This window comes from Pseudonocardia benzenivorans CB1190, assembly GCF_000196675.2.
Taxonomy (GTDB): Bacteria; Actinomycetota; Actinomycetes; order Mycobacteriales; family Pseudonocardiaceae; genus Pseudonocardia; species Pseudonocardia benzenivorans.
Genome location: NC_015312.1, coordinates 6,513,068 through 6,538,465 on the forward strand (window position 1 = coordinate 6,513,068; position 25,398 = coordinate 6,538,465).

Annotated in this window: 22 protein-coding genes; 11 read left to right on the plus strand and 11 right to left on the minus strand. The window is 74.1% G+C overall.

What is annotated here, in order from left to right; all coding sequences use genetic code 11:
* Together PSED_RS30890 and PSED_RS30895 are read right to left on the minus strand one after the other, a co-directional pair.
* The gene (locus tag PSED_RS30890; RefSeq protein ID WP_013678148.1) at positions 1-2,001 is read right to left on the minus strand and encodes an acetyl/propionyl/methylcrotonyl-CoA carboxylase subunit alpha; all 2,001 of its coding nucleotides are present in this window, start codon (positions 1,999-2,001) and stop codon (positions 1-3) included.
* A gap of 106 nt (positions 2,002-2,107) precedes the next feature.
* Positions 2,108-3,700 carry a carboxyl transferase domain-containing protein gene (locus tag PSED_RS30895; protein WP_013678149.1) on the minus strand — a complete coding sequence of 531 codons (1,593 nt, stop codon included), beginning with the start codon at positions 3,698-3,700 and terminating at the stop codon, positions 2,108-2,110.
* 186 nt (positions 3,701-3,886) lie between these two features.
* Here PSED_RS30895 and PSED_RS30900 point away from each other — a divergent pair, with 186 nt between their 5' ends.
* On the plus strand, positions 3,887-4,123 hold the full coding sequence (locus PSED_RS30900; protein ID WP_013678150.1) for a hypothetical protein: 237 nt from the start codon (positions 3,887-3,889) through the stop codon (positions 4,121-4,123).
* A 107-nt stretch (positions 4,124-4,230) separates the two neighbouring features.
* Positions 4,231-4,815 (plus strand): SACE_7040 family transcriptional regulator, encoded by a 585-nt coding sequence (locus PSED_RS30905; RefSeq protein WP_013678151.1) that lies wholly within the window; start codon positions 4,231-4,233, stop codon positions 4,813-4,815.
* Between the two features lie 182 nt (positions 4,816-4,997).
* Here PSED_RS30905 and PSED_RS30910 read toward each other — a convergent pair whose 3' ends face one another.
* The 3 genes from PSED_RS30910 to PSED_RS30920 all read right to left on the minus strand — a co-directional run bounded on the left by PSED_RS30910 (position 4,998) and on the right by PSED_RS30920 (position 8,095).
* A complete protein-coding gene (locus PSED_RS30910) occupies positions 4,998-6,920 on the minus strand; it encodes a heavy metal translocating P-type ATPase (protein WP_013678152.1) in 1,923 nt (640 codons plus the stop codon).
* Between the two features lie 52 nt (positions 6,921-6,972).
* The gene (locus PSED_RS30915) at positions 6,973-7,791 is read right to left on the minus strand and encodes a siderophore-interacting protein (RefSeq protein WP_013678153.1); all 819 of its coding nucleotides are present in this window, start codon (positions 7,789-7,791) and stop codon (positions 6,973-6,975) included.
* Positions 7,792-7,870: 79 nt separating this feature from the next.
* Positions 7,871-8,095 (minus strand): MbtH family protein, encoded by a 225-nt coding sequence (locus PSED_RS30920; protein ID WP_013678154.1) that lies wholly within the window; start codon positions 8,093-8,095, stop codon positions 7,871-7,873.
* Between the two features lie 200 nt (positions 8,096-8,295).
* Here PSED_RS30920 and PSED_RS30925 point away from each other — a divergent pair, with 200 nt between their 5' ends.
* The 6 genes from PSED_RS30925 (at position 8,296) to thiC (ending at position 15,743) form a co-directional block, all read left to right on the plus strand.
* Positions 8,296-8,613: an ArsR/SmtB family transcription factor gene (locus tag PSED_RS30925; protein ID WP_041760162.1), complete on the plus strand. Its 318-nt coding sequence runs from the start codon at positions 8,296-8,298 to the stop codon at positions 8,611-8,613.
* A gap of 100 nt (positions 8,614-8,713) precedes the next feature.
* Positions 8,714-11,500, plus strand: a complete 2,787-nt coding sequence (ppc, locus tag PSED_RS30930; RefSeq protein WP_013678156.1) for a phosphoenolpyruvate carboxylase — start codon at positions 8,714-8,716, stop codon at positions 11,498-11,500.
* Between the two features lie 51 nt (positions 11,501-11,551).
* Entirely contained in the window at positions 11,552-12,310 is a 759-nt protein-coding gene (locus tag PSED_RS30935; RefSeq protein ID WP_013678157.1) for a LamB/YcsF family protein, read from the plus strand.
* A gap of 60 nt (positions 12,311-12,370) precedes the next feature.
* Positions 12,371-13,003, plus strand: a complete 633-nt coding sequence (gene pxpB / locus PSED_RS30940; protein ID WP_013678158.1) for a 5-oxoprolinase subunit PxpB — start codon at positions 12,371-12,373, stop codon at positions 13,001-13,003.
* Positions 13,000-13,848 carry a 5-oxoprolinase subunit C family protein gene (locus PSED_RS30945; RefSeq protein ID WP_013678159.1) on the plus strand — a complete coding sequence of 283 codons (849 nt, stop codon included), beginning with the start codon at positions 13,000-13,002 and terminating at the stop codon, positions 13,846-13,848. Before pxpB ends, PSED_RS30945 begins: the two co-directional genes overlap by 4 nt.
* 200 nt (positions 13,849-14,048) lie before the next feature.
* Positions 14,049-15,743 (plus strand): phosphomethylpyrimidine synthase ThiC, encoded by a 1,695-nt coding sequence (thiC, locus tag PSED_RS30950; RefSeq protein ID WP_013678160.1) that lies wholly within the window; start codon positions 14,049-14,051, stop codon positions 15,741-15,743.
* A gap of 94 nt (positions 15,744-15,837) precedes the next feature.
* On the opposite strand, the gene PSED_RS30955 is transcribed toward thiC, so the two are convergent.
* Positions 15,838-16,218 carry a glyoxalase superfamily protein gene (locus PSED_RS30955; RefSeq protein ID WP_013678161.1) on the minus strand — a complete coding sequence of 127 codons (381 nt, stop codon included), beginning with the start codon at positions 16,216-16,218 and terminating at the stop codon, positions 15,838-15,840.
* A gap of 91 nt (positions 16,219-16,309) precedes the next feature.
* Between PSED_RS30955 and PSED_RS30960 the strand changes: the two genes are divergently transcribed.
* Positions 16,310-16,714, plus strand: a complete 405-nt coding sequence (locus PSED_RS30960) for a MerR family transcriptional regulator (RefSeq protein ID WP_013678162.1) — start codon at positions 16,310-16,312, stop codon at positions 16,712-16,714.
* 21 nt (positions 16,715-16,735) lie between these two features.
* On the opposite strand, the gene PSED_RS30965 is transcribed toward PSED_RS30960, so the two are convergent.
* Genes PSED_RS30965 through PSED_RS30980 form a run of 4 tightly spaced genes read right to left on the minus strand, consistent with a single transcriptional unit; the run spans position 16,736 to position 21,736 of the window.
* Entirely contained in the window at positions 16,736-18,223 is a 1,488-nt protein-coding gene (locus tag PSED_RS30965) for an adenylate/guanylate cyclase domain-containing protein (protein WP_013678163.1), read from the minus strand.
* A 26-nt stretch (positions 18,224-18,249) separates the two neighbouring features.
* Positions 18,250-19,080, minus strand: coding sequence for a MaoC/PaaZ C-terminal domain-containing protein (locus tag PSED_RS30970; protein WP_013678164.1), 831 nt, complete (start codon positions 19,078-19,080; stop codon positions 18,250-18,252).
* Positions 19,080-20,441 (minus strand): 3-oxoacyl-ACP reductase, encoded by a 1,362-nt coding sequence (locus tag PSED_RS30975; RefSeq protein ID WP_041760163.1) that lies wholly within the window; start codon positions 20,439-20,441, stop codon positions 19,080-19,082. Before PSED_RS30975 ends, PSED_RS30970 begins: the two co-directional genes overlap by 1 nt.
* 14 nt (positions 20,442-20,455) lie before the next feature.
* Entirely contained in the window at positions 20,456-21,736 is a 1,281-nt protein-coding gene (locus PSED_RS30980) for an acetyl-CoA C-acetyltransferase (RefSeq protein WP_013678166.1), read from the minus strand.
* A gap of 77 nt (positions 21,737-21,813) precedes the next feature.
* On the opposite strand from PSED_RS30980, the gene PSED_RS30985 reads away from it, so the two are divergent.
* Together PSED_RS30985 and PSED_RS30990 are read left to right on the plus strand one after the other, a co-directional pair.
* A complete protein-coding gene (locus PSED_RS30985) occupies positions 21,814-22,446 on the plus strand; it encodes a TetR family transcriptional regulator (protein ID WP_013678167.1) in 633 nt (210 codons plus the stop codon).
* Entirely contained in the window at positions 22,443-24,347 is a 1,905-nt protein-coding gene (locus tag PSED_RS30990; RefSeq protein ID WP_013678168.1) for an acyl-CoA dehydrogenase family protein, read from the plus strand. The genes PSED_RS30985 and PSED_RS30990 overlap by 4 nt, the downstream gene beginning before the upstream one ends.
* 16 nt (positions 24,348-24,363) lie before the next feature.
* Here PSED_RS30990 and PSED_RS30995 read toward each other — a convergent pair whose 3' ends face one another.
* Entirely contained in the window at positions 24,364-25,290 is a 927-nt protein-coding gene (locus PSED_RS30995) for an NADP-dependent oxidoreductase (protein WP_013678169.1), read from the minus strand.
* Positions 25,291-25,398 lie beyond the last annotated feature (108 nt).

Genomic DNA, 25,398 nt, shown 5'->3' on the forward strand with positions numbered 1-25,398 from the left:
TTACTCCTCCTCCGTGTCCACGTTGAGCAGCACCGCGTCCTTCGCGACGGCCGCGCCCGCCCGGGCGCGCAGGTCGCGGACCACACCGTCGACCGGTGCGGTGAGCACGTGCTCCATCTTCATCGCCTCGACCACGACCAGCCGCTGACCCGCGACGACGGTGTCACCCTCGGCGACGTCGACCACCGTCACGGTGCCGGGCATGGGACTGACGACGGGTCCGCCGCCGGCCGCGGCGTCGGCACGGGCCGCCTCGAGCCGTCCCTGCTCGCGCACGGCCCAGGTGTACCCGTCCCGGCCGATCCACAGCGTGCCGTCGTCGGCGCGCGCTGCCCTGTACCGCCGGCTGACACCCCCCTGTGCGTGGCGATAGTCGCCACGGCGACCATCGCCACTCACGACCTCTGTACAGGTCTGCACCGGCTCGTCGGAAGCGATCGCCAGCGACGCGTCGGCCGCGCGGCCACGGGCCCGGACCTCGACCGGGTCGTGGCCCGCGACGAGCAGGGTGCGCGTCGTCGCGGCGGGGTCGCCGAGGCGCCAGCCGCCCGGGATGTCGAAGGGGTCGACGACGGGTCCCGCGGGCTCGAGACCGAGCAGGGTCACGCCGGTGGCGACACCGAGGACGTCGGCGGGCAGGTCGGCGGTGGTCCAGTCCTCGAGCCGGCGGCCGACGAGGCCGGTGTCCAGGTTCGCGGCGCGGACGTCGTCGTCGGCGAGCAGGGTGCGCAGGAAGCCGATGTTGGTGCCCAGACCCAGCAGCGTGGTGTGGGCGAGGGCGGTGTCGAGGCGGCGGATCGCCTCGTCGCGGTCGGCACCGTGGGCGATGACCTTGGCGAGCATGGGGTCGTAGTCGGAGCCGACGACGCCGCCGGCCTCGATGCCCGCGTCGACCCGCACACCCGGGCCGGTCGGCGTCTCGAACGCGAGCACGCGCCCGCCCGTCGGGAGGAACCCGGCGGCCGGGTCCTCGGCGTAGACGCGGACCTCGATCGCGTGCCCCTGCAGCGAGACGTCGTCCTGCGTGAGGGGGAGCCGCTCGCCCGCCGCCACCCGCAGCTGCAGCTCCACCAGGTCGAGACCGGTGACCAGCTCCGTGACCGGGTGCTCGACCTGCAGCCGGGTGTTCATCTCCATGAAGAAGAACTCGTCCGGCCGGTCGCCGCCCACGATGAACTCGACGGTCCCCGCGCCGGTGTAGCCGACCGACCGGGCCGCCTCGACCGCCGCCGCGCCCATCCGCTCCCGCTGCTCGGGCGTGAGCAGCGCCGACGGCGCCTCCTCGACGATCTTCTGGTGCCGGCGCTGCAGCGAGCACTCGCGTTCGCCCAGGTGCACGACGGTGCCGTGGGCGTCGGCCAGCACCTGGATCTCGATGTGCCGCGGCGTCGTGACCAGCCGCTCGACGAGCAGGGTGTCGTCGCCGAACGCGCCCTTCGCCACGCGCCGCGCGCCGACGATGGCGTCGGCGAGGTCCTCGGCGCGGTGCACCTCGACCATGCCCTTGCCGCCGCCGCCCGCGGACGGCTTGAGCAGCACCGGGTAGCCGATCTCGTCGACGGCGGCGGCGAGGTCGTCGTCGGAGAGGCCGGCGCCGTCGGAACCGGGGACGACCGGCACCCCCGCCTTCGCGACGGTCTGCTTGGCGCGGATCTTGTCGCCCATCGCCTCGATCGCCGACGCCGGTGGGCCGACGAACACGATCCCGGCGGCCTCGCACGCCGCCGCGAACGCGGTGTTCTCCGACAGGAAGCCGTAGCCGGGGTGGATCGCCTCCGCGTCCGTCGCGCGGGCGGCCTCGATCACGCGCTCGATCGAGAGGTAGCTCTCCGCCGCGGCGGCGGGCCCGATCCGGACTGCGACGTCGGCCGCCGCGACGTGCGGGGAGCCCGCGTCGGCGTCGGAGTACACCGCGACCGACCGGATGCCCAGCCTGCGCAGGGTGCGGATGACCCGCAGCGCGATCTCGCCGCGGTTGGCGACCATCACCGTGCCGAACACAGGACCTCCTCGTGGCCGACGCCTCGTGCAGGAACGGCACTTTCCCGCAACTGGGCTGCGGGAAAGTGCCGTTCCTGCAGCTCGGGGAGCCTGATGCGCACGGCGCTCACATCCGGAAGACGCCGAACGCGGGATCCCCGAGGGGCGCGTTGGCGGCGATCGAGAGGGACAGGCCCAGCACGCGGCGGGTGTCGGCGGGGTCGATGACGCCGTCGTCCCACAGCCGGGCCGAGGAGTAGTAGGGGTGGCCCTGCGTCTCGTACTGGGCGCGGATCGCATCGGGGTCGGCGGTGCCGACGGTGCCGAGCACGGTCGCGGCCTGCTCGCCGCCCATGACGGAGATTCTGGCGTTGGGCCACATGAACAGGAACCGGGGCGAGTAGGCCCGGCCGCACATCGCGTAGTTGCCGGCGCCGAACGACCCGCCGATGACGACGGTCAGCTTCGGCACCCGCGTCGACGCGACGGCGGTGACCATCTTCGCGCCGTTCTTGGCGATGCCGCCCGCCTCGTACTCGCGCCCCACCATGAAGCCGGAGATGTTCTGCAGGAACACCAGCGGGACGCCGCGCTGGTCGCAAAGCTCGACGAAGTGCGCACCCTTCACCGCGGACTCGCTGAAGAGGATGCCGTTGTTGGCGACGATCCCGACCGGATGGCCGTGGATGCGCGCGAAGCCGGTGACGAGCGTCGTGCCGTAGCCGGCCTTGAACTCGTGGAACCGCGACCCGTCGACGATCCGCGCGACGACCTCGCGCACGTCGTAGGGGGTGCGGGTGTCGGTCGGCACCATCCCGTAGAGCTCGGCGGGGTCCACCACCGGCTCCTCGGTGGGCACGACGTCCCACGGCCGCGGAGCGCGTGGCCCCAGGGTGGCGACGATCGAGCGGACGATCGCGAGGGCGTGCGGGTCGTCGTCGGCGAGATGGTCGGTGACGCCGGAGACGGTGGAGTGCAGCTCGCCGCCGCCCAGCTCCTCGGCGGTGACGACCTCGCCCGTCGCGGCCTTCACCAGCGGCGGACCGCCCAGGAAGATCGTGCCCTGGTTGCGGACGATGACGGCCTCGTCGCTCATCGCCGGGACGTACGCCCCGCCCGCCGTGCAGGATCCCATGACCGCGGCGATCTGCGGGATGCCGAGGCCCGACATCGTGGCCTGGTTGTAGAAGATGCGCCCGAAGTGCTCGCGGTCCGGGAAGACGTCGTCCTGCTGCGGGAGGAACGCGCCGCCGGAGTCGACGAGGTAGATGCAGGGCAGCCGGTTGTGCAGGGCCACCTCCTGCGCACGCAGGTGCTTCTTGACCGTCATCGGGTAGTAGGTGCCGCCCTTGACGGTGGCGTCGTTGGCGACGATCACGCACTCCCGCCCGGACACCCGGCCGACGCCGGTGATCATCCCGGCACCCGGCGCGTCGCCGCCGTAGAGCCCGTGGGCGGCCAGCGGGGAGAGCTCCAGGAACGGCGACGACGGGTCCAGCAGCGCGTCGACGCGGTCGCGCGGGAGGAGCTTGCCGCGTTCGACGTGCCGCGTCCGGGCCCGCTCCGAACCGCCGAGCCGGGCGGTCGCGAGGGTCGCGGCGAGGTCGGCGACGAGGTCGCGGTGCGCGGCGGAGTTGCGCCGGAACGACTCGGAGGTGGGGTCGGCCGCGGTTCCCAGCACGGGGGCCACCCCCCGGACGTCGGTGTCGAGCGACGTCATGGACACCCTCCTCGGTTAGCGATCGTTAACATGTTAGCGATTGTTAACGTCGGGCGCCAGGGCCACCGGGGACGTGCGAGGAGCGCCACCCCGCCGGATTTCTGCGTCCCGCAGGATTCGACGACCGGGAAACGGGCATACAGCGTCGAGCGCGCCACAGCGACGCGCCAGGAGAAGGAGGCCCACATGGCTCCGAAGACCACGTCATCGCCCGAGGACTCCGAGGTCCTCACGGTCGTCACCGGGCCGCGCGGCACGAGTTACGAGTGCCCCGACCTGGCGACGCTCGACCGGCATCTCACCACCCTCTGCGCCCGGATCCGCCAGGCGACGCCGCAGTTCCCCAGCCTCGCCAGAGCCTTTCGCGACGACATCGACGTCCTGCTCGACCGGCGTCGCTGGCTCGAGCTGACCTCGGCCTGAGCGCAGCCCCGACCCGCGAGCCGACGCGCCGCCCGCCGGCCGCACCCGTCGCGAGGCCGCGGCCACACCCCCTGCGTTAGCGGTTGCTAACCGGCTACGCTGCGCCGATGGCCGTTCCGACGGGTGCCGCCACCGGCCGGCGCGAGCAGATCCTCACCGTCGCGGCCCGGCTGTTCGCCAGGCACGGGTTCCACGGCGTGAGCATCGCCGACCTCGGCGCGGCGGTGGGCGTCAGCGGCCCGGCGCTGTATCGGCACTTCCCCGGCAAGGAGGCGCTGCTCGCGGAGATGCTCGTCGGAATCAGCGAGCACCTGCTGGCCGGCGGCCGCGAACGCGCCACCGTCGACGGCGACGCCCGGGCCACGCTCGAGGCACTCGTCGACTTCCATCTCGACTTCGCGCTGACCTCGCCCGACCTGATCGTCGTGCAGGACCGCGACCTCGCGAACCTGCCCCCCGAGCCGCGGCGCAGGGTTCGCCTGCTGCAGCGCACCTACGTCGAGATCTGGGTGGACGTGCTGCGGGAGATCACCCCCGGGCTGACGCCCGAGGCCGCCCGCATCGCGGCGCACGGCGCGTTCGGGCTGCTCAACTCGACCCCGCACAGCGGTGCGCGCGGCAGCACCCGCGAGGTCGCCGCGCTCCTGCGCGGCATGGCCCTCACCGCCCTGACGACGCTTCCCGCGGCCTGACCACCCGGCCGCCGAGCCCACCCGCCCGCTTCCCCCTCGCGCGACAGGCTGCTGCCCGCCACCCGAGCGCAACCTCACCGCTGCCCACAGCCCCGGCGACGACCGCCAGGTTGCGGCCGGCCATCCCCGCGCAACCCCACTGCTGCCCACCGCCCCGGCAACGACCGCCAGGTTGCGGCCGGCTATCCCCGGACGACCTCGCTGCTGCCCTCGGCCCGGTCGGCGGCCGACAGAGGGAGCTCCCGGGCGACCCGCGCGCCGCCGACCAGCAGCCGCAGGCCGTTGAGGCAGACCACGACGGTGGAGAGCTCGTGCCCGGCGACCCCCAGGACCAGCGGCAACGTCCCCACCAGGTCCCAGGTCACCAACCCGGCGATCACTGCGCCGGCGACGACGAGGTTCGCCCGGGCGACGCGGGTGGCCCGGCGAGCGAGCTCGACGAGCGCGGGCAGCACGGCCATGGGGTCGCGCAGCAGCACGCCGTCGCCGGCCTGCACGCTCAGGGCGCTCGCACCCGCCCCGACCGCGAGCCCGACGTCCGCGACGGCGAGCAGGGGCGCATCGTTGACGCCGTCTCCCGCCGCGAGGACGGTCCGCCCGTCGCGCCGCCAGGCCTCGACGACGTCGGCCTTGTCGTCGGGAAGCAGTCCGGAGCGGACGTCGACGAGGCCGAGCCGCGCGGCGACCGCGGCCGCGGGGCGCGCGGCGTCCCCGGTGAGCAGGACGGGGGCCGCGCCGGTGAGGCGGGTGAGCGCGTCGACGGCGGACGCGGCGCCGGGGCGCACGTCGTCGGCGATGCCCAGTACTCCCCGGACCTCCCCGTCGACGCTCACGACGACGGCCGTCGCCCCCGAACCCTCGACGTCCTCGACCGCCCCGGCCGGACCGATCCAACCGGCCGGACCGGCCGCATCGCCCCGCGACGGGCGGCCGACCGTCACCTCCCGCCCGCCGACCGTGGCGCGGACCCCGATTCCCGGCTCGGCCACGAAGGCACTCGCCGCCGGGACGGTCAGCCGCCGGCGCTCGGCCTCCTCGCGGACCGCGCGCCCCAGCGCGTGCTCGCTCCCGGCCTCCGCCGCGGCGGCCAGCGCGACGAGCCCGTCGGGATCGGCGGCGCGCACCGTCACGACGCGTGGCCTACCCGTGGTCAGGGTCCCCGTCTTGTCCATGGCCACGGCGTCGACGGCCGCGAGCGCCTCGACGACGGTCGCGTCGCGCAGCAGTGCCCCGCGCCGGGCGGCGACGGCGATCGCGGCGAGCAGCGGCGGCATCGTCGCGAGCACGACGGCGCAGGGCGACGCGACGATCATGAACGTCATGGCCCGCAGCAGGGTCGGCTCGAACGCGGCCCCGAACAGCAGCGGCACCCCGAGCAGCGCGAGCGTCACCACGACGACGCCGACCGAGTAGGGCTGCTCGATGCGCTCGATCAGCAGCTGCCGCCGCGATGCCGAGTCCGTGGCACGCTGCACCCGCTCCCGGATGCCGGCGACGACCCAGTCCCGGGGCTCGCGCGTCACCCGTACCCGCAGCACCCCGGTGCCGTTGACCGTGCCGGCGTGCACGGCGGTCCCGATCCCGGCCGCCCGCGGCAAGGGTTCGCCGGTCAGGGACGCGGTGTCGATCTCGCTCGCCCCGTCGACGACCTCGCCGTCGGCGGGGACGCGGTCGCCGGGCCGGACGAGGACGACGTCGCCGACGCGCAGGTCGCGGGCGGGGACTCGGGTCTCGCCGCTGTCGTCGACCCGGACCGCCGTCTCGGGCGCGAGGTCGAGCAACGCCTCGATCCCGCGCCGGGTCCGCGCGGTCATGACGGCCTCCAGCGCGCCCGACGTCGCGAAGATGACGACGAGCAGGCCGCCGTCGAACGGCTGCCCGATCGCCGCCGCGGCGAGCGCGGCCACGACCATCAGCAGGTCGACGTCGAGCTTGCCGTGCCGCAGCGCTCGCAGGCCCGACCAGGCCGGTTCCCATCCGCCCGCGGCGTAGCAGACCACCCAGGCGACGACGGTCAGCGCGGCGGGCGCGCCCAGCAGCTGACCGGGGGCGGCGACGGCGAACGCGGCGAGCGCGCACACGGCGGAGCGGATCTCAGGGAGCACTCACCTACTATCTGCGTATACACGCAGATACGCAATCAGAGAGAGAATGCCCTCAGAGCAGCCCGGCGCGCGTCAACCGCTCCTCGTACAGGTCGAGCGCCTCCTGTTCGTCGGACGCCTCGGCCTCCGACCGCTCCCACAGGTCGCCGAGATCGACCGATGCCCGCGCGAGCCGCTCCGCCCACGCCGCGGCGTCGCGCCGCCAGTAGCCGATCACCCCGTACGAGCCCGACGGCAGCCGCAGCTCGTGGCGCAGGTACCGGCGGACCGCCCGGGTCGCGGCCGCCTCCCCGGCGACGTAGACGTACCCCGGCCCCTCGGGGATCTCGACCTCACGGGCGAGCCGTTCGAGCTCGGACGCGCCGTGCCGGACGCCGGGGTTGTGGACCCACCTGACCTCGGCGTTCGGGAGCTCCTGCTCGTCGTCGGCCGTCGACACCTCGGCGACGACCAGCGTGCGCAGACCGGCGGGAGCCTCCTCGGCGATCCGCCCGGCGGCCGGCAACCCGGTCGTGTCGACGAGCAACAGCTGCCACCGGACGTCGGCGGGCCGGACGAACCAGCTGTTGCGGTAGGTGACCGAGAGCAGGTCGCCCACCTCGGCGCGGCGCAGCCAGGAGGTGGCCGCGCCGCCCTCGTGCGCGATCACGTCGACGGTGAGGCGGGTGCCCTCGACCCGCCGGACCGTGTACCAGTGCCCGCGCTCGGCATCGGGCTCCGCGACGTGCGATCCCGCGGCGGGGAAGTTCAGCACGCAGCCCTCGTCCGGGACCCCCAGCGTCGTGAAGCCGGGGACGTCGAGGTGGACGCGCGTGATCGACGGCGACAGCGCGGTCACGTCGAGCACGCGGGCCTGCAGGGCTTCGGTCATCGATTACCTCCTGCGCGACCCACGGGCGCGGACCCGTGCCGCGCGACGTCGTGCGATCGAGCGGGGCAGAGGGCAGGGGTCAGGCGCCGGCGGCGCCTTCCATCTGTTCGATCAGGCTCTTCGGCCGCATGTCCGTCCAGTTGGCCTCGATGTGGTCGAGGCACTCCTGGCGCGACGCCTCCCCGAAGACGACCGTCCAGCCGTCCGGGACGACCGCGAACGTGGGCCACAGGGAGTACTGGCCCTCGTCGTTGATCAGGGCGTAGAAGACGCCGCCCTCGTCGTCGAACGGATTACCGGACATCTGTGCGGTCCCTTCGGTCTGGATCGCGCCGGGGTCGACGTGATTGAGGTTAGCCTAACCATCACTCATGGCCGCCTCGTGCACCTTTCGAGTGATTTGCCCGCCGGGCCCGCCCGGGCCGGTTCCGCACCGGACGATGCGGGCGAACCAGGACGCCGGAACAGTTCGTCAGATGGGCGATGACCGCTAGACTCCGCCTCGTGCACGACGGCATCGCAGGCTTCGACATGCCCGATCCGGACGAGGTCCGCCGGGCTGCCGACGCGTTGCGCCTGCTGGCCGACCCGACCCGGATCAAGATCCTCTGGGCGCTGCTGCAGGGCGAGTCGAACGTCGCCTGCCTGGCCGAGCTCGTGGGGTCGCAGCCCGCCGCGGTCAGCCAGCACCTCGCGAAGCTCCGGCTCGCGGGGCTCGTCGAGGGCCGTCGCGAAGGCACGTTCGTCTACTACACGGCGCCCGACGAGCGCGTCCGCCGGTTGCTCACCGAGGCCCTCGGCCAGCCGGTCGCACCCTCCTGAGGCCCGTGGGGGGTGGCGTCGGTCACCCCTGGCGGAGCACGATGGGCCCCGACGTCGTTCCCAGCGTGGCGAGCGGACCACCACGCGAGGGGATCCGACGATGAACCAGGCCACGACGTACCCGCACCCCGGCGCCCCCGTCCCGGGCACGGCGCAGGCGGTCGCCGCGGGCGTCGTCTCCGAGTCCGAGCACGAGGCCCTGCGCCACGACATCCGCCGGCTCTCCACGATGCTCGGCCGCACCGTCGCGCGGCAGGCGGGCGAGGAACTGCTGGAGCTGACCGAGGCCGTCCGCCGGCTCGCGCGGACGGCCGTCACCACCGGCGGCGCGACCGACGCGGAGATCGCGCGGCTGCTCTCCGGCCTCGACGCGCCGACGACGGTCACCCTCGCCCGCGTCTTCTCCCAGTACTTCCAGCTCGCCAACATCGCCGAGCAGCTGCACCGGTCGCGCGAGCTGCGGATCCTGCGCCCACGCGACGAGCGGCCGCTGCGTACCGTCATGCGCAGGCTCGCCGCCGAGGCCGACCACGACGCCGTCGAGGAGGTCCTCGCCCGGGCCGAGCTGGCGCCGGTCTTCACCGCACACCCGACGGAGTCGTCGCGGCAGTCGGTGCTGCGGATCCTGCGCCGGATCGCCGAGCTGCTGGCCGACGAGGCACCCGACGACGAGCTGCACGCGATGGTCGACGCGTTGTGGCAGACCGACGAGATCCGGCCCGGCGCCCCGACCGTCGCCGACGAGGCCCGCGCCATCGGCTGGTACCTCGAGCAGCTGGGCCGCCGCGCCGTGCCCGACCTGGTCGCGGAGCTGGAGGCGCAGGCGCGGCACGCCGGGTTCACCGTTCCGGCGGGGGCGCGGCCGATCGCGCTGGGCACCTGGGTGGGCGGCGACCGCGACGGCAACCCCAACGTCACGCCGGCCGTGTCGGCGGAGGTCATGCGCCTCTACGCCGACCGGGCCCTGCGCATCCACCGCGAGCTGGTCGACGCGCTCGTGCACGAGCTGAGCGTGTCGACGCGCGTGGTCGAGGTGTCCGAGGAGCTCACCGCGTCGCTGGAGCGCGACCGCGAGGCGATGCCCGACGTGCACGAGCGTTTCATCCGGCTCAACGCCTTCGAGCCCTACCGGCTCAAGACCAGCTACATCCTGGCGCGCCTCGACCACACGGCCGACCGCGTCGAGCACGGCCTCCCGCACGTCCCGGGCCGCGACTACGCCGACACCGACGCCTACGTCGCCGACCTGGAGGCCATCGACCGGTCGCTGCGCGCCAACCTGGGCGAGCGCATCGCCGCGGGCAGGCTCGCCCGGGTGCTGCGCACCGCGAAGGCGCTGGGCCTCGCGCTCGCCGCACTCGACGTCCGTGAGCACGCCGCCGCCCACCACGAGGCGCTGACCGCGCTCTACGCCCGCATCGAGGAGCACGAGACCCCCTACGACCAGCTCGACCGCCCCGCGCGCACCGCGTTGCTGGCCGCGGAGCTGGGCGAGGGCAGACCGCTGGCGCCCCGGCACGGCACGCTGCCCGAACCGGCCGACCGCGTCATGGCGACGTTCGACATGCTCCACGACGCCCAGCACCGCTACGGCCAGGACGCCGCCCACACCTACATCATCTCGATGTGCCAGGGCGTCGACGACGTGCTCGCCGTCGCGGTGCTCGCCCGCGAGGCCGGCATGATCGACCTGTCGACTGCGGTGGGCCGCTCGTCGCTCGACGTCGTGCCGCTGTTCGAGACGGTCGAGGAGCTGTCGCGGGCGGGAGAGCTGCTCGACGAGCTGCTCTCGGTCGGGCCGTACCGCCGGCACGTCGCGCAGCGCGGCGACGTGCAGGAGGTCATGCTCGGCTACTCCGACTCCAACAAGGGCGCGGGCATCACGACCTCGCAGTGGCGGATCCACCAGGCGCAGCGGCAGCTGCGCGACGTCGCCGCGGCGCACGGGGTGCGGCTGCGGCTCTTCCACGGCCGCGGCGGGTCGGTCGGGCGCGGCGGCGGTCCGGCGGGCGAGGCGGTCGCGGCGTCGCCGTTCGGCACCGTCGACGCGACGCTCAAGCTCACCGAGCAGGGCGAGGTCGTCTCCGACAAGTACTCGCTGCCCGAGCTGGCGCACGACAACCTCGAGATCCTGCTCGCGGCGATGCTCGAGTCGACGCTGCTGCACCAGGCCGCCCGCTGGCCGGCGGAGGTGCACGCGCGCTGGGACGAGGTCATGGAGTGCGTGTCCGGCGCGGCACAGGCGACGTACCGCAGGCTCGTCGAGGCCCCCGGGCTGCCCGAGTTCTTCACCACCGCCACCCCGGTCGACGAGCTGGGCAGGCTCAACGTCGGCTCGCGGCCCTCGAAGCGCCCGGGCCGCGGCGAGCGCCGGCTCGACGACCTGCGCGCGATCCCGTGGGTGTTCGGCTGGACGCAGACGCGGATGGTCGTCCCCGGCTGGTACGGGCTCGGCACCGGGTTGCGCGCCGCCCGGACCGCGGGCTACGGCATCGTCCTGGACGAGATGCGCGACTGGGGGTTCTTCGCCAACCTGCTCGGCAACGTCGAGATGACGCTGGCGAAGACCGACCTGCGCATCGCCCGACGCTACGTCGACGTCCTGGTCGCCGACCGCCACCGGCACCTGTTCGACGACATCCGCGCCGAGCACGAGCGCACCCTCGCCGAGGTGCTGCGCTGGAACCGGTCGACGACACTGCTGCACCGCCATCCGGTGCTGCGCAACACGTTGGCCGTGCGGTCGACCTATCTGGAGCCCTTGCACCACCTGCAGGTCCAGCTCCTCGCGCAGCGGCGCGCCGTCGAGGAGCCCGCGCCCGAGCTGCACCGCGCGCTGCTGCTGACGGTCAACGGCATCGCCGCGGGCCTGCGCAACACCGGCTGACCCGGGGGCCGGGCGTCGCGGGGTCACACCGCGTCGGCAAGGATCCGCGGGGTGACCGCGATCGACCTCAACTCCGACGTCGGGGAGTCCTACGGCCGCTGGACCCTCGGCGACGACGACGCGATGCTCGCCATCATCACCTCGGCCAACGTCGCGTGCGGGTTCCACGCCGGGGATCCCTCGACGTTGCGCGCCACCACCTCCGTCGCCGCCCACCGGGGTGTCGTCGTCGGCGCGCAGGTGGGCTACGGCGACCTCGCGGGGTTCGGCCGCCGCTTCGTCGACGTCGAGCCCGGTGCGCTGGCCGACGACGTGGTCTACCAGCTCGGCGCGCTCGACGGGATGTGCCGGGTGGCGGGGACCCGGGTGCGCTACGTCAAGCCGCACGGCGCGCTCTACAACGCGGTCGTACACCACGAGGGGCAGGCCGGGGCCGTCGTCGCCGCGGTCCGCGACTACGACCGTGACCTGCCGGTACTGGGGCTACCCGGGTCCGCTCTGCTGCGCGCCGCCGAGGCCGCGGGCCTGCGCGCGGTCCCGGAGGTGTTCGCCGACCGCGGCTACACCGCCGACGCGACGCTCGTCCCACGCTCCGAACCGGGGGCGGTGCTGCACGATCCCGAGGAGGTCGCGCAGCGGGTGCTACGGATGGTCACCGACGGGGTGGTGCGCAGCGTCTCGGGTGCCGACGTCGCCGTCCGCGGCGACTCCGTCTGCGTGCACGGGGACTCCCCGGGCGCGGTCGACATGGCGACGGCGGTCCGCGCGGCTCTCGACGGGGCCGGCGTCACGGTGGCGGCGTTCGTATGACGGCGCGCCGGGGCGGGCACCGGCCGGCCGTGGTCGTCCGGTGACGGCCGTGGTCGTCCGGTGAGGGCGCTGCCCTGCGGTGACGCCGCGGTGTTGTTCGAGGTCGGGACGCTCGACGAGGCCGTCGCGCTCGCGGCCGCCGTGCGCGCCGGGCAGCTGCCGAGGGTGGTCGACGTCGTGCCCGCGGCCCGGACGGTGCTCGTCGTCACCGAGCCGGGCACCGATCTCGCGGCGTTGCGCCGCACCGTCGCCGGCCTCCCGCTCGACGCCGCCGCGACCGCCCGGGGCGACGCCGCGCCGGTCGAGATCCCCGTCGTCTACGACGGGCCCGACCTCGACGAGGTCGCCTCGCTCACGGGGCTCTCGCCCGCCGGGGTCGTCGCCGCCCACACCGGGACGCCGTGGCGGGTGGCGTTCGCGGGGTTCGCGCCGGGGTTCGCCTACCTCGTCGGCGGCGACCCGCGGCTGCGGGTCCCGCGCCGCGCGGAGCCGCGCACGAGCGTCCCGGCCGGGTCGGTCGGGCTGGCGGGCGAGTTCTCCGGCGTCTACCCGCGCTCGACGCCCGGCGGCTGGCAGCTGCTCGGCCGTACCGACGCGACGTTGTGGGACATCCGTCGTGACCCGCCCGCGCTGCTCGGGCCGGGCGATCGGGTGCGCTTCGTCCCCGTCCAGGACCGCGGGGTGCGGCCGTGACCCTCACCGTGCTCGCGACGGGCCCGCGGGCGCTCCTGCAGGACGAGGGGCGCCCCGGGCTCGCCGCGATCGGGGTGGGCCGGTCGGGCGCGGCGGACCGGGCGTCGTGGGCGCTGGGCAACCGGCTCCTCGCCAACGACCGGGGAGCCGCGTCGGTCGAGGTGCTGCTCGGCGGGCTCCGGCTGCGGGCCGAGCGCGCCGTCGTCGTCGCGGTGACCGGGGCGCCCGCGCCGGCCCTCGTCGACGGGAAACCGGTGGGGCACAACGCCCTCCTGCCGCTGCGGGCCGGTGCGGTGCTCGCGCTGGGCACACCCGACCGCGGGCTGCGGACCTACCTCGCCGTCCGTGGCGGCATCGCCGTCGACGAGGTGCTGGGCTCACGCAGCACCGACACGCTCTCCGGGATCGGGCCGCCCCCGCTGGCGGACGGCACCGTCCTCCCGGTCGGCCCCGAGCCACGGGAGCTCCCCCTGGTCGACATCGCGCCGGTCGCGCTCCCGGAGGCCGGCGTCGTGACGCTGCGCGTCGTCCCGGGCCCGCGCGACGACCAGCTGGCCGACCCCGACGCCCTGTTCGCGACGACGTGGACGGCGTCCGACCGCGGCGACCGGGTCGGGGTGCGGCTCACGGGCGGCCCGCTGCGCCGCCGCGACGACTCCGAGCTGCCCAGCGAGGGCCTGGTCCGGGGCGCGATCCAGCTCCCGCCGGGCGGCGAGCCGGTGCTCTTCCTCGCCGACCACCCGCTGACGGGTGGCTACCCCGTCGTCGGCGTCGTCCGCGACGCCGACGTCGACCGCGCGGCCCAGATCCGGCCCGGCCAGCCCGTCCGGTTCCGCCCTGCCTGATGGGAGCTGCGCGCAGGAGTCCCCTCACACTCCCGTGGGCCCCCGGGAGCGGGACAGGTGTGGTCATTTCGACGCCGCGCCGGTTAACGTTGCGGCACATCTGAAGACACGCGGGAGCTCGCACCGGAGCGGGCTGAGAGGGCGGCCAGGGCCGCCGACCGCAGAACCAGCCGGGTAATGCCGGCGAGGGAGGACGTCACATGACGCAGGACAGCTCCGTCCGGCCGCAGGTCACCACCGGCCCGATCACCGGATCGCACAAGGCGTACCTGCACGGGCCGCGGGGGATGCGGATTCCCGTGCGGCGCATCGCGTTGACCACGGGCGAGTCCCTCGACGTCTACGACACCTCGGGTCCGTACACCCACGACGCGGCCACCGCCGCCGCCCCGGCGGTCGACCTGCACGCCGGGCTGCCGGCACTGCGGGCGGACTGGATCGCCGAGCGGGAGCCGATCGGCGGCGCGGTCACCCAGCTCGCCTACGCGCGCGCCGGGATCGTCACGCCCGAGATGGAGTTCGTCGCGGTCCGCGAGGGAGTCGACGCGGAGCTGGTGCGGTCGGAGGTGGCCCGTGGGCGCGCGGTGATCCCGGCCAACCGGCGCCATCCCGAGACCGAACCGATGATCATCGGAAATCGGTTCCTGGTGAAGGTCAACGCCAACATCGGCAACTCGGCGGTGCGGTCGTCGATCGAGGACGAGGTCGAGAAACTGGTGTGGGCCACCCGGTGGGGCGCCGACACCGTCATGGATCTCTCGACCGGGTCGGACATCCACCGGACACGGGAGTGGATCCTGCGCAACTCGCCCGTGCCGGTCGGCACCGTGCCGATCTACCAGGCACTGGAGAAGGTGAACGGCGATCCGGCCGCGCTGAGCTGGGAGGTCTACCGCGACACGGTGATCGAGCAGTGTGAGCAGGGTGTCGACTACATGACCGTGCACGCGGGCGTCCTGCTGCGGTACGTGCCGCTCACCGCCGCGCGGGTCACCGGGATCGTCTCCCGCGGTGGGTCGATCATGGCTGCCTGGTGCCTGGCCCACCACCGCGAGTCGTTCCTGTACACGCACTTCGCCGAGCTGTGCGCGATCCTGCGCGCCTACGACGTGACGTTCTCCCTCGGCGACGGTCTGCGTCCGGGCTCGATCGCCGACGCGAACGACGAGGCCCAGCTGGCCGAGCTGCGCACCCTCGGCGAGCTGACGGCGATCGCGCGCGAACACGACGTCCAGGTCATGGTCGAGGGGCCCGGGCACGTGCCGATGAACAAGATCGTCGAGAACGTCGAGCTGGCCCGGCAGTGGTGCGACGAGGCGCCGTTCTACACCCTGGGCCCGCTGACCACCGACATCGCACCGGGCTACGACCACATCACCTCGGCGATCGGCGCCGCGCGGATCGCGCAGGCAGGCACGGCGATGCTCTGCTACGTCACGCCCAAGGAACACCTCGGGCTCCCCGACCGTGACGACGTCAAGACCGGCGTGATCAGCTACCGGATCGCCGCGCACGCCGCCGACCTGGCGAAGGGGCACCCGCAGGCCCAGGCCCGCGACGATGCGCTCTCCCGGGCCCGGTTCGAGTTCCGCTGGCACGACCAGTTCGCCCTCGCCCTGGACCCGGACACCGCGCGGTCGTTCCACGACGAGACCCTGCCGGCGGAGGCGGCGAAGTCCGCGCACTTCTGCTCGATGTGCGGACCGAAGTTCTGCTCCATGCGCATCAGCCACGACATCCGCGACCGGACCGGGGCCGCCGGCCCGGCCGGTGCGGAGGCCGTCGAGGCGGGGATGCGGCAGAAGGCCAGGGAGTTCGCGGACGCCGGTGGGCGGGTGTACCTGCCGGTGACCTCCGCCGGGCCGAGCACGACCGATCCGGCATCGACACCGTGACGATGCGCCGACCGGTCTGACGCCGGACGGGCGCGGCCCCCAGGCCACCCGGGGTCGCGCCCGCACCGGCCCGTCGAGCAGGGCGGGGAGAGGGTCAGGAGGGGCGGACGAGCTCCTGCAGCGCCCAGGTGTTGCCGTCGGGGTCGGCGAAGTAGACGAAACGTCCCCACGGCTGCTCGTCGACCTCCGAGCACTCGACCCCGCGTTCCCGCAGGTGGGCGTGGGCGTCGGCAGCGCTGGGCACGACCATCTGCACGCCCTTCTGCGAGCCGGGGGGCATCTCGGTGAGCCCGGTCCCGAAGCAGAACGAGCACGCCGAGCCCTGCGGCGTCACCTGGACGAACCGCAGGTCGTCGCTGACGACGTGATCGTGGTCGAGTGTGAAGCCCACGGTGTCGACGTAGAACGCCTTCGCCCGGTCGACGTCGGAGACCGGGACGGAGACGAGTTCGATGCGCCAGTCGTTGATCGCCATGAGTGGAACCCTACGGGGGCTTGCGGCCGGATCCTGACCACAAGTCGTGAGCGTTTGACCTTCACCCCGGGGCAAGGTCGACGCTGTCGCCATGGACGAGGACCTCCTGACCATCGGGGCCTTCTCGCGGGCCACGCTGCTCTCACCGAAGGCGTTGCGCCGCTATCACGAGTCGGGCCTGCTGGTGCCCGCGGTCGTCGACGCCCGGACCGGGTACCGCGGCTACACCCGGGTCCAGCTGGGCGACGCCGGCGTGATCCGGGCGCTGCGCGAGCTCGACGTGCCGCTGCTGCAGACGGGCGGGATCGCCTTCGACTGTGCCGACCCGACGAAGCTCGCCGGGTTCTGGGCGGCCGCGACCGAGCGGGAGGTGGACGGCAGCTCCAACGACGAGTTCGCGCTCGTCGGCCGCCCGGGTGAGGCGGGCGCAGTGCCGCCGATGCTCTTCGTGCGGGTGCCGGAGCCGAAGTCGGCGAAGAACAGACCCCGTGAGTGACGTTGCCGGCCATGGCACCGGCTATGACCGGCGGCGCCTCTCACGAGGGGTGGCCAGCGTCGTCGGCTCGCAGCGGCCGCGGAGGGTGACCGCGTCGCCGAGACCCCAGTGCGTTGCCTCGTCCGGGGAGGCCGACGCGACGGCGGCCGCCGACGCCAGTACCCGGCCGTCGGCCGACTTCGCCAGTTCGGTGAGGCGCGCCGCCTCGTTCACCGGGTCGCCGATCACCGTGTACTCGTAGCGACGCGGGTCGCCGACGTTGCCCGCCACCGCATCGCCGGCCGACACGCCGATCCCGGCAGCGGCGTCGGGCAGCTCGACGGCGAGCCGCGCGGCCAGCGTCCGGGCGGCGCGCAGGGCCTGCCCTGCGGGATCGTCGAGTGTCGCGGGGGCGCCGAAGACGGCGAGCGCGGCGTCGCCCTCGAACTTGTCGATCCAGCCGCCGCATTTCTCGACGACCTCGACGACGATCCCGAAGAACCGGTTGAGCAGGGCGACGACCTCGGTCGGCGGGCGGCGCGCGGCCAGCTCCGTCGAGCCGACGAGATCGACGAACAGCACCGCGACGTGCCGCACCTCGCCCCCCAGCTCGACCTCGTCCGCGGCCGCGGCGAGCGAGGCGACGTCGTGACCGACCTGGCGGCCGAACAGGTCGCGCAGCCGTTCGCGCTCGCGCAGCCCGTCGGTCATCGTGTTGAAGCCGGCCTGCAGCATGCCCAGCTCGGTGGCGTCGTAGACGGGGACGCGCGCGTCGAGGTCGCCGCGCTCGACGCGGTGCAGGGCCTGCCGCAGCGCCGCCACCGGGTCGGCGACGGCGCGGGCGGCGCCGACCGTGGTCAGGAAGCCCGAGAACAGGGCGACGAGCCCGACGGCGATCGCGATCGTCGCGAGCTGACCGGCCGGAACGTCGTCGAACACCAGTGCCGACACCGCGGCCAGGATCAGCCCGACGACCGGCACGGCCGTCCCCAGCGCCCAGAACAGCACCGACCGGACGAGCACGCCGAAGCGCATCCGCCGCCGCGGCGGGCCGTCGGCGAGCACCCGTGCGGCGGCCGGCCGCAGGATGCGTTCGGCGAGCAGGTACGACAGCGCGGCCGTCGTGATGCCGCCGAGCAGGATCGTCTCGCCGACGCTGAGCGCGAGCCGCCACGCGTACTGCAGGTTGATCAGCACGAACAGCACCGTCGCGACGAGCCACAGCACCGCCTGGACGGTCGCGAGCCGCAGCGGGCCGTAGAGCACGAGGCGCTGGTCGGCGCCGCGCCGGCGGGTGCGCAGCAGCAGGCCGCCCCACGCCAGGCCGATCGGGATGGAGACGAGCAGGTAACCGGCGAGGACGAGCAGGTTGACGGCGCGGATGCGGCCCGGGTCCTCGACCGGCCCGGTCGGCAGCACCCACGCGGCGAGCGCCACGACGATCGCCGTGCCGGTGAGGTTCGCGGCGGCGACGACGGCACCGAGCAGCAGCCGCAGGGGCCGGCCGACGACCGACCGCCCCGGCCTCACCGCTGCCGCCCCGGCATGGCGGGAGTCTAGGCCGAACGGCGCAGCGTCCCCCGCAGGTGCTCGACGCGCCCGGCCACCCCCAGGTCCCAGCCGCCGTCGACGCGCCGGGTCCGCAGCTCCACCCGCGACGGCAGTCGCAGCGGCTTGCGGAACTCGACGTCGTAGGCGACCGCGTCGTCGGTCCGGCCCTGCAGCGAGGCCACCGCCCTCGCGGCCGTCCACATGCCGTGGGCGATGGCCGTCGGGAACCCGAAGGCCCTGGCGGCCAACGGGTGCAGGTGGATCGGGTTGACGTCGCCGGACACCGCCGCGTACCGACGCCCGGCGTCGGCCGGGACACGCCACGCCGCGGCGACGGGCTCGTCGGAGACGTCGGGCAGCTCGTCGGCGGCGGCCGAGATCGCGCCGGGCGGAGGCGTCGCACCCCGCGCCAGGTACGTACTCCGGCCCGACCAGACGAGCGATCCCTCGACGGATATCGACGTGACCAGGTCGACCTGCGCGCCCTTCGGATGCGCGACGAACCGCTCCGCGTGCACGGCGGCGCGCAGCAGCTCGCCGGCGTCGATCGCCCGGGTGGCGACGATCCGGTTGCGCACGTGGACCAGCCCCGGCAGGGGCAGCGGGAACGTCCGTCGGGCCATCAGCTCGACCTGCAGCGCGAACCCCATGACGTGCGGGTAGGTCAGCGGCAGGGTGTCCGACAGCGCGAACCCGCAGACCCGCGCGTACTCGGCGACGTGGCCGCGGTCGACGAGCACGTCGTCGCGGACGACCTCGTCGGCGGGCAGTCCCGAGCCACGGCGGGGCAGCACCGCCCCGACCGCGGCCTTGGCGTACAACGGCGCGAGCGACATCAGGCCCCCAGCATCGACTGGCCGCACACCCGCACGACCTGCCCGTTCACCGCGCCCGACGACGCCTGGCCGAGCCAGCCGATCGTCTCGGCGACGTCGACGGGGAGGCCGCCCTGGCGCAGGCTGTTGACGCGCCGCCCGGCCTCGCGGGTGCCGAGCGGCATCCTCGCGGTCATCTCCGTCTCGATGAACCCGGGCGCCACGGCGTTGATCGTCGCGCCGTGCTCGGCGAACCGCGGCGCGAGGGCGCGCACCATGCCGATGATCCCGGCCTTCGACGCCGCGTAGTTCGTCTGGCCGCGGTTGCCCGCGATCCCGGTCTGCGACGACACGCACACGACCCGGGCGTCGGGACCGAGCAGGTCGGGCGCGGCGAGCAGGGCCTCGTTGATCGTCAGCTGGGCGCCGAGGTTGACGGCCAGCACCGCGTCCCACCGTTCGGCGTCCATGTTGGCCAGCAGCTTGTCGCGGGTGATGCCTGCGTTGTGGACGACGAGGTCGACGCGCCCGAAGCGCTCCTCGACGAAGGCGAGCAGGCGGGACGCGGCGTCCGACGCGGTGATGTCGAGTTGCAGGGCGGTGCCGCCGGTCCGGTTGGCCACCGCCGCGAGGCCTTCGCCGGCCGCGGGGACGTCGACGGCGACGATCGTCGCGCCGTCGCGGGCCAGGGTGTCGGCGATCGCGGCGCCGATGCCGCGCGCGGCGCCGGTGACGACGGCGACGCGTCCCGCCAGCGGCCGCTGCGGGTCGGCGACCCCGGCGGGCTCCGCGGCGCCGACGTGCACGACCTGACCGTCCACATAGGCCGACCGCGCGGACAGGAGGAACCGCACGGTCGACTCGACGGCCGCGGGCGTGGTGTCGACGTCGACGACCACCATGTTCGCCGTCGCCCCGGCTCTCAGTTCCTTCGCGACGGACCGCACGAGCCCGTCGAGCGCCTGGGCGACGGCGACGGCTTCCGCGTTGCCCTGTGAGTGGCGATGGTCGCCATGGCGACCATCGCCACTCACGGGGCCGAGCAGCAGGAGCCGGCCCGACGGGGCGAGCTTTCGCACCGCGGGGGTCAGGATCCGCTGGGCCTCAGCCAGCTCGGAGAGCGTCGCGATCTCGGTCAGGTCCAGGACGACGGCCGCCAGCTTCTCGTCGCCCGTCTCCGTGACGACCGTGGCGCCGTGCTCGGCGACCAGCGCCGCGATGGGCTTGGCGAAGCGGCCGTCGCCGACAGCCGCGACGAGCGCAGGACCGCCTTCCAGGAGCGGCTGGCCTGGTGAGTAGCGGCGCAGGACCGGGATGCGGGGGGCGCCGAGCCGGCGGGCGAGGCCGGTGTTGGACCAGTTGCGCAAGGTGTCGGCCGGCATCTTCGAAGGAGGCATTACGCACCTTCCAGGATCGCGACGACGCCCTGGCCGCCCGCGGCGCAGATCGAGATCAGCCCGCGGCTGCCGGGGCCCTTCTCGTGCAGGAGCTTCGCCAGCGTCGCGACGATCCGCCCGCCGGTCGCGGCGAAGGGGTGCCCCGCGGCGAGCGACGACCCCGTGACGTTCAGCCGGGAGCGGTCGATCGCGCCGAGCGGGGCGTCGAGCCCCAGGCGCTCCTTGGCGAAAGCCGGGTCCTCCCAGGCCTTGAGGGTCGCGAGGACGGTGGAGGCGAAGGCCTCGTGGATCTCGTAGAAATCGAAGTCCTGCAACGACATGCCGACGCGCTCGAGCAGCCGCGGCACGGCGAAGACCGGGGCGGTGAGCAGCCCGTCACGGCCGTGGACGTAGTCGACCGCGGCGGTCTCGGCGTCGACGACGTGCGCGAGCACGGGCAGCCGGTGCTCGGCGGCCCACTCGTCGGAACCGAGCAGGACGAGCGCGGCACCGTCGGTCAGCGGGGTGGAGTTGCCGGCGGTCATCGTCGCGTCGTCCCCGCGACCGAAGACCGGCTTCAGCTTCGCGAGCGTCTCGACCGACGAGTCGGGACGCAGGTTGTCGTCGCGGGTGAGGCCGAGGTAGGGCGTGACCAGGTCGTCGAAGAACCCGCGCTCGTAGGCGGCGGCGAGGTTGCGGTGCGAGGCGGCGGCCAGCTCGTCCTGCTCGGTGCGGCCGATCCCCCACTCCTTGGCGGTGACCGCGGCGTGCTCGCCCATGGACAGGCCGGTGCGCGGCTCGGCGTTGCGCGGGATCTCGGGGACGATCTGCCCCGGCCGCAGCTTCCCGACGAGCTTGACGCGGTCACCCAACGACCGCGCCGAGTTGAGCGCGACGAGCACCTTGCGCAGGTCCTCGTTGACGGCGATCGGCGCGTCGCTCGCGGTGTCGACGCCGCCCGCGACGCCGGACTCGACCTGGCCGAGCGCGATCTTGTTGGCGACGGCGATCGTTGCCTCGAGCCCGGTGCCGCAGGCCTGCTGGATGTCGTAGGCCGGGGTGGCGGGCGAGAGCCTGCTGCCGAGGACCGCCTCGCGGGTGAGGTTGAAGTCGCGCGAGTGCTTGAGAACGGCACCGGCGACGACCTCGCCGAGCCGCTCGCCGGAGAGCCCGAAGCGGGCGACGAGCCCGTCGAGGGTGGCGGTGAGCATGTCGAGGTTGGACGCCCGCGCGTAGCGACGGTTGGCCCGCGCGAACGGGATGCGGTTGCCGCCGATGACGGCAGCGCGCCTGGCCGGCATAGAGATCTCCTCGGGTCGGGTGCCCCGGTGTTACCCACCGGTAGCTAGTACTCAAAGTACACGGTACTGTCGGTTCCGTGAAACCCGTCCGTGATCGTCGGAGCAGCAGGTGGGACACCCACCGCGAGCAGCGCCGCGCCGAGCTCGTCGTCGCTGCGATCGAGGCGGTCCGGGCCCACGGGGCGGGCGTCGGGATGGACGACGTCGCCGCCGCGGCCGGGACGTCGAAGACGGTGGTCTACCGGCACTTCCAGGACCGGACGGGCCTCTACGTCGCGGTCTGCGAGGCCGTCGCCGCGACGCTCGTCACGCGCATCCGCGCCGCCGTCGACACCGCCCGCGACGCCACCGGCAGCCCGCACGCCATGGTCGCCGCGGGCATCGACGCCTACCTGTGGCTGATCGAGAGCGACCGCGAGGTGTACCGGTTCGTGGTACACCGACCGCTGCTCGACAGCGGTACGACGGACCCCGTGACCGACCTGACGACGGTGATCGGCGACCACGTCGCGCAGGTGATCGACTCCGCCGTGCACGACCCGCGTGCCGCCCGCTCCTGGGGGCACGGCGTCGTCGGCCTGGTCCGCGGCGCCGCCGACGACTGGCTCGCCCGCCCCGACGGCACCACCCGCGCCGAGCTCACCGCCCGGCTCACCGATCTCGCCTGGACCGGGCTCGCCGGTCTGCGCACCCCGGAGGTGACCCCGTGACCACCGCTGTTCCGACCGATCCCCGCCTGCACGCACTGCGCACGCTGCTCGACGGACGATGGTCCGCCGTGCGGGAAGAGGTGCGCGAGCAGATGGGCCGCTTCCGGCCCGTCGAGCCCGGGCTGTCGACGGAGGAGTACCGCGCCCGGGTCCTCGAACTGGTCCACGAGCTCGCCGCGACCAAGCGTCCCCATGCCGGGTTCGCGCCCGAGTACGGCGGCGAGGGTGACGTCGGCGGGACCGTCGTCGGTTTCCAGACGCTCGGCTACGGCGACCTTTCGCTGCTGGTCAAGGCCGGCGTGCAGTGGGGCCTGTTCGGCGGGGCGGTCCAGGTTCTGGGCACTTCCCGTCATCACGACGAATATCTGCGCCCGATCATGGACGGCGAGCTGCTCGGCTGCTTCGCGATGACCGAGACCGGGCACGGGTCCGACGTCCAGAACCTGCGCACCACCGGCACCTACGACCCCGACACGCACGAGTTCGTGATCGACACCCCCGAGCCCGGCGCGCGCAAGGACTACATCGGCAACGCCGCGCGCGACGGCCGGATGGCCGTCGTCTTCGCCCAGCTCGTCACCCGCGGCGAGACGCACGGCGTGCACGCCTTCCTCGTCCCGATCCGTGACGACGCCGGCGCCGCGATGCCCGGCGTCACGATCTCCGACTGCGGCGAGAAGGCGGGCCTGAACGGCGTCGACAACGGGCGGCTGGTGTTCGACCACGTCCGCGTCCCACGCGGCGCGCTGCTCAACCGGTTCGCCGACGTCGCCGAGGACGGCACCTACTCCAGCTCGATCGAGAACGAGAACCGCCGGTTCTTCACGATGCTCGGCACGCTCGTGCGCGGCCGGATCAGCGTCGCGGGGGGTGCGGGCAGCGCCGCGCAGAAGGCGCTCGCGCTCGCCATCCGCTACGGCGCGGTCCGCCGCCAGTTCGCCGACCCCACCACCGGCGAGGAGGTCGCGCTGCTCGACTACCGCGCACACCAGCGCAAGCTCCTCCCCGCCCTCGCGACGACCTACGCCCTGCACCTCGCGCAGGAGGACCTCGTCGCCGAGATGCACCGCCTGCAGGCGCCGGGTGCCCTCGGCACCGACGAGCAGGCGCAGCGCGACCTGGAGTACCGCGCGGCGGGGCTCAAGGCCGTCGCCACCTGGCACGCGACCGCGACGATCCAGGCCTGCCGGGAGGCCTGCGGCGGGGCCGGCTATCTCGCCGAGAACCTGCTGCCGCAGCTCAAGGCCGACTCCGACGTCTTCACGACGTTCGAGGGCGACAACACCGTCCTGCTCCAGCTGCTCGCCAAGGGATTGCTGTCGGAGTACGGGCGCCGCGTCGGCAAGCTGGGGCCGCTCGGGACGGCCCGGTTCGCAGCGGGTGTCGTAGCGGAGTCGGCGGCCGAGAAGACCGGGCTCAACAAGCTGTCGCACCGCGTGAAGGCCTTCGCCCCGCGCTCGGCCGACGCGCAGTCGCGGCTGCTGCACGACCGCGCCGAGCACCTGCTGGCGAGCCTCGCCCGGCGGCTGCGGCCGGCGCTCGCGGACGGCGCCGACCAGTTCGGCATCTTCAACGGCGCCCAGGACCATCTCCTGCACGCGGCCCGCGCACACGTCGACGCCGTCGTGTACGACGCCGTCGCGACGGCCGTCGACCAGGTGACCGACGTCCCCGCCCGGGAGCTGCTCGCCCAGGTCCGCGACCTGCACGCGCTGTCGGTGATCGAGGCCGACCGGGCGTGGTTCCTGGAGCACGGACGGCTCACCGTCGCCGAGTCGCGGGCGGTCACGGCAGCGGTCAACGACCTCTGCGCGAGCCTGCGCCCGCACGCCCGGCTGCTGGTCGACGCCTTCGGGATCCCCGAGAGCTGGCTCGACTGCCCGCTGTTGCACACCCGGTGAGCGACGGCCGGGGGGGTCACATCCGCAGGACGACCTTGCCCATCGCGTGGCCGGACTCGACCGCGGCGAGGGCCTGCGGGGCCTCGTCGAGCGGGCGGACGTCGACCACGTGCGGCGAGAGCGAGCCGTCGGCGACGAGCGCGGCGACCTCGGAGTAGACCTTCGTCGTCCGGCGTCGTTCGACGTCACGCCCGCCGAGCTCCTTGACCAGCGTCTTGTCGGCGATGCTGATCAGGTTCGCCGGGTCCTTGACCAGGCCTGCGACCTCGCGCAACGCGTCCCCGCCGACCATGTCGAACACCGCGTCGACCCCGGCGGGCAGCAGCTCGCGGACCCGGTCGGCGACGCCGGGCCCGTACCCGACGAGCGTCGCGCCCAGCGACTCGACGAGCTCGCGCTTGCCCTCGCTCGCCGTGCCGACGACCGCGACCCCGCCGTTGCGTGCCAGCTGCGCCGCGGCCACCCCGACGCCGCCGCCGATGCCGTTGACCAGCAGCGTCGCGCCCTCCCGCAGGCCGAGGGAGACGATCCCGTCGTAGGCGGTGCAGACCGCGACGGGCAGCGCGGCCGCGTCGGTCCACGCCACCTGTGGCGGCTTGTGCGCCGACGACGCCGCCCACAGCAGGCTGTACTCGCCGTACCCGCCCGCGGTCGGGGCCGTCGAACCGAACACCTCGTCGCCCACGGCGAAGCCCTCGACGTCCTGGCCGACACCGCGCACGATCCCGGACACCTCCCGCCCGAGCACGGCGGGGAACCGGGACGGCACCGGGCCGGGGCCGCCGCTGCGCGACTTCCAGTCGGCCGGGTTGATCCCTGCCGCGCGGACCTCGACGAGCAGCTCGCCCGGACCCGGCTCGAGCATGGGCAGGTCCAGGAAGAGCTGGTTCTCGGGGCCGCCGACGGCGCTGAAGCCGTAGGCGCGGAAGGTCGCGGTCGTCATGTCACTGTCCTACCCCGTCGCGGCGGGAAGGGCTTGGCCGCGGGTGCACGAACCCCTGCGCACCGGCCCGCCCCCGTTACCTCCCCGCGCGCAACCTCACGGTCGCCC

What these genes read in the sequence shown, in the direction of transcription:
- PSED_RS30895 (WP_013678149.1), bottom strand. Translation starts at nt 3,700, where the DNA reads ATGACGTCGCTCGACACCGACGTCCGGGGGGTGGCCCCCGTGCTGGGA.
- PSED_RS30900 (WP_013678150.1), top strand. Translation starts at nt 3,887, where the DNA reads ATGGCTCCGAAGACCACGTCATCGCCCGAGGACTCCGAGGTCCTCACG.
- PSED_RS30905 (WP_013678151.1), top strand. Translation starts at nt 4,231, where the DNA reads ATGGCCGTTCCGACGGGTGCCGCCACCGGCCGGCGCGAGCAGATCCTC.
- PSED_RS30915 (WP_013678153.1), bottom strand. Translation starts at nt 7,791, where the DNA reads ATGACCGAAGCCCTGCAGGCCCGCGTGCTCGACGTGACCGCGCTGTCG.
- PSED_RS30920 (WP_013678154.1), bottom strand. Translation starts at nt 8,095, where the DNA reads ATGTCCGGTAATCCGTTCGACGACGAGGGCGGCGTCTTCTACGCCCTG.
- ppc (WP_013678156.1), top strand. Translation starts at nt 8,714, where the DNA reads ATGAACCAGGCCACGACGTACCCGCACCCCGGCGCCCCCGTCCCGGGC.
- thiC (WP_013678160.1), top strand. Translation starts at nt 14,049, where the DNA reads ATGACGCAGGACAGCTCCGTCCGGCCGCAGGTCACCACCGGCCCGATC.
- PSED_RS30955 (WP_013678161.1), bottom strand. Translation starts at nt 16,218, where the DNA reads ATGGCGATCAACGACTGGCGCATCGAACTCGTCTCCGTCCCGGTCTCC.
- PSED_RS30960 (WP_013678162.1), top strand. Translation starts at nt 16,310, where the DNA reads ATGGACGAGGACCTCCTGACCATCGGGGCCTTCTCGCGGGCCACGCTG.
- PSED_RS30970 (WP_013678164.1), bottom strand. Translation starts at nt 19,080, where the DNA reads ATGTCGCTCGCGCCGTTGTACGCCAAGGCCGCGGTCGGGGCGGTGCTG.
- PSED_RS30975 (WP_041760163.1), bottom strand. Translation starts at nt 20,441, where the DNA reads ATGCCGGCCGACACCTTGCGCAACTGGTCCAACACCGGCCTCGCCCGC.
- PSED_RS30980 (WP_013678166.1), bottom strand. Translation starts at nt 21,736, where the DNA reads ATGCCGGCCAGGCGCGCTGCCGTCATCGGCGGCAACCGCATCCCGTTC.
- PSED_RS30995 (WP_013678169.1), bottom strand. Translation starts at nt 25,290, where the DNA reads ATGACGACCGCGACCTTCCGCGCCTACGGCTTCAGCGCCGTCGGCGGC.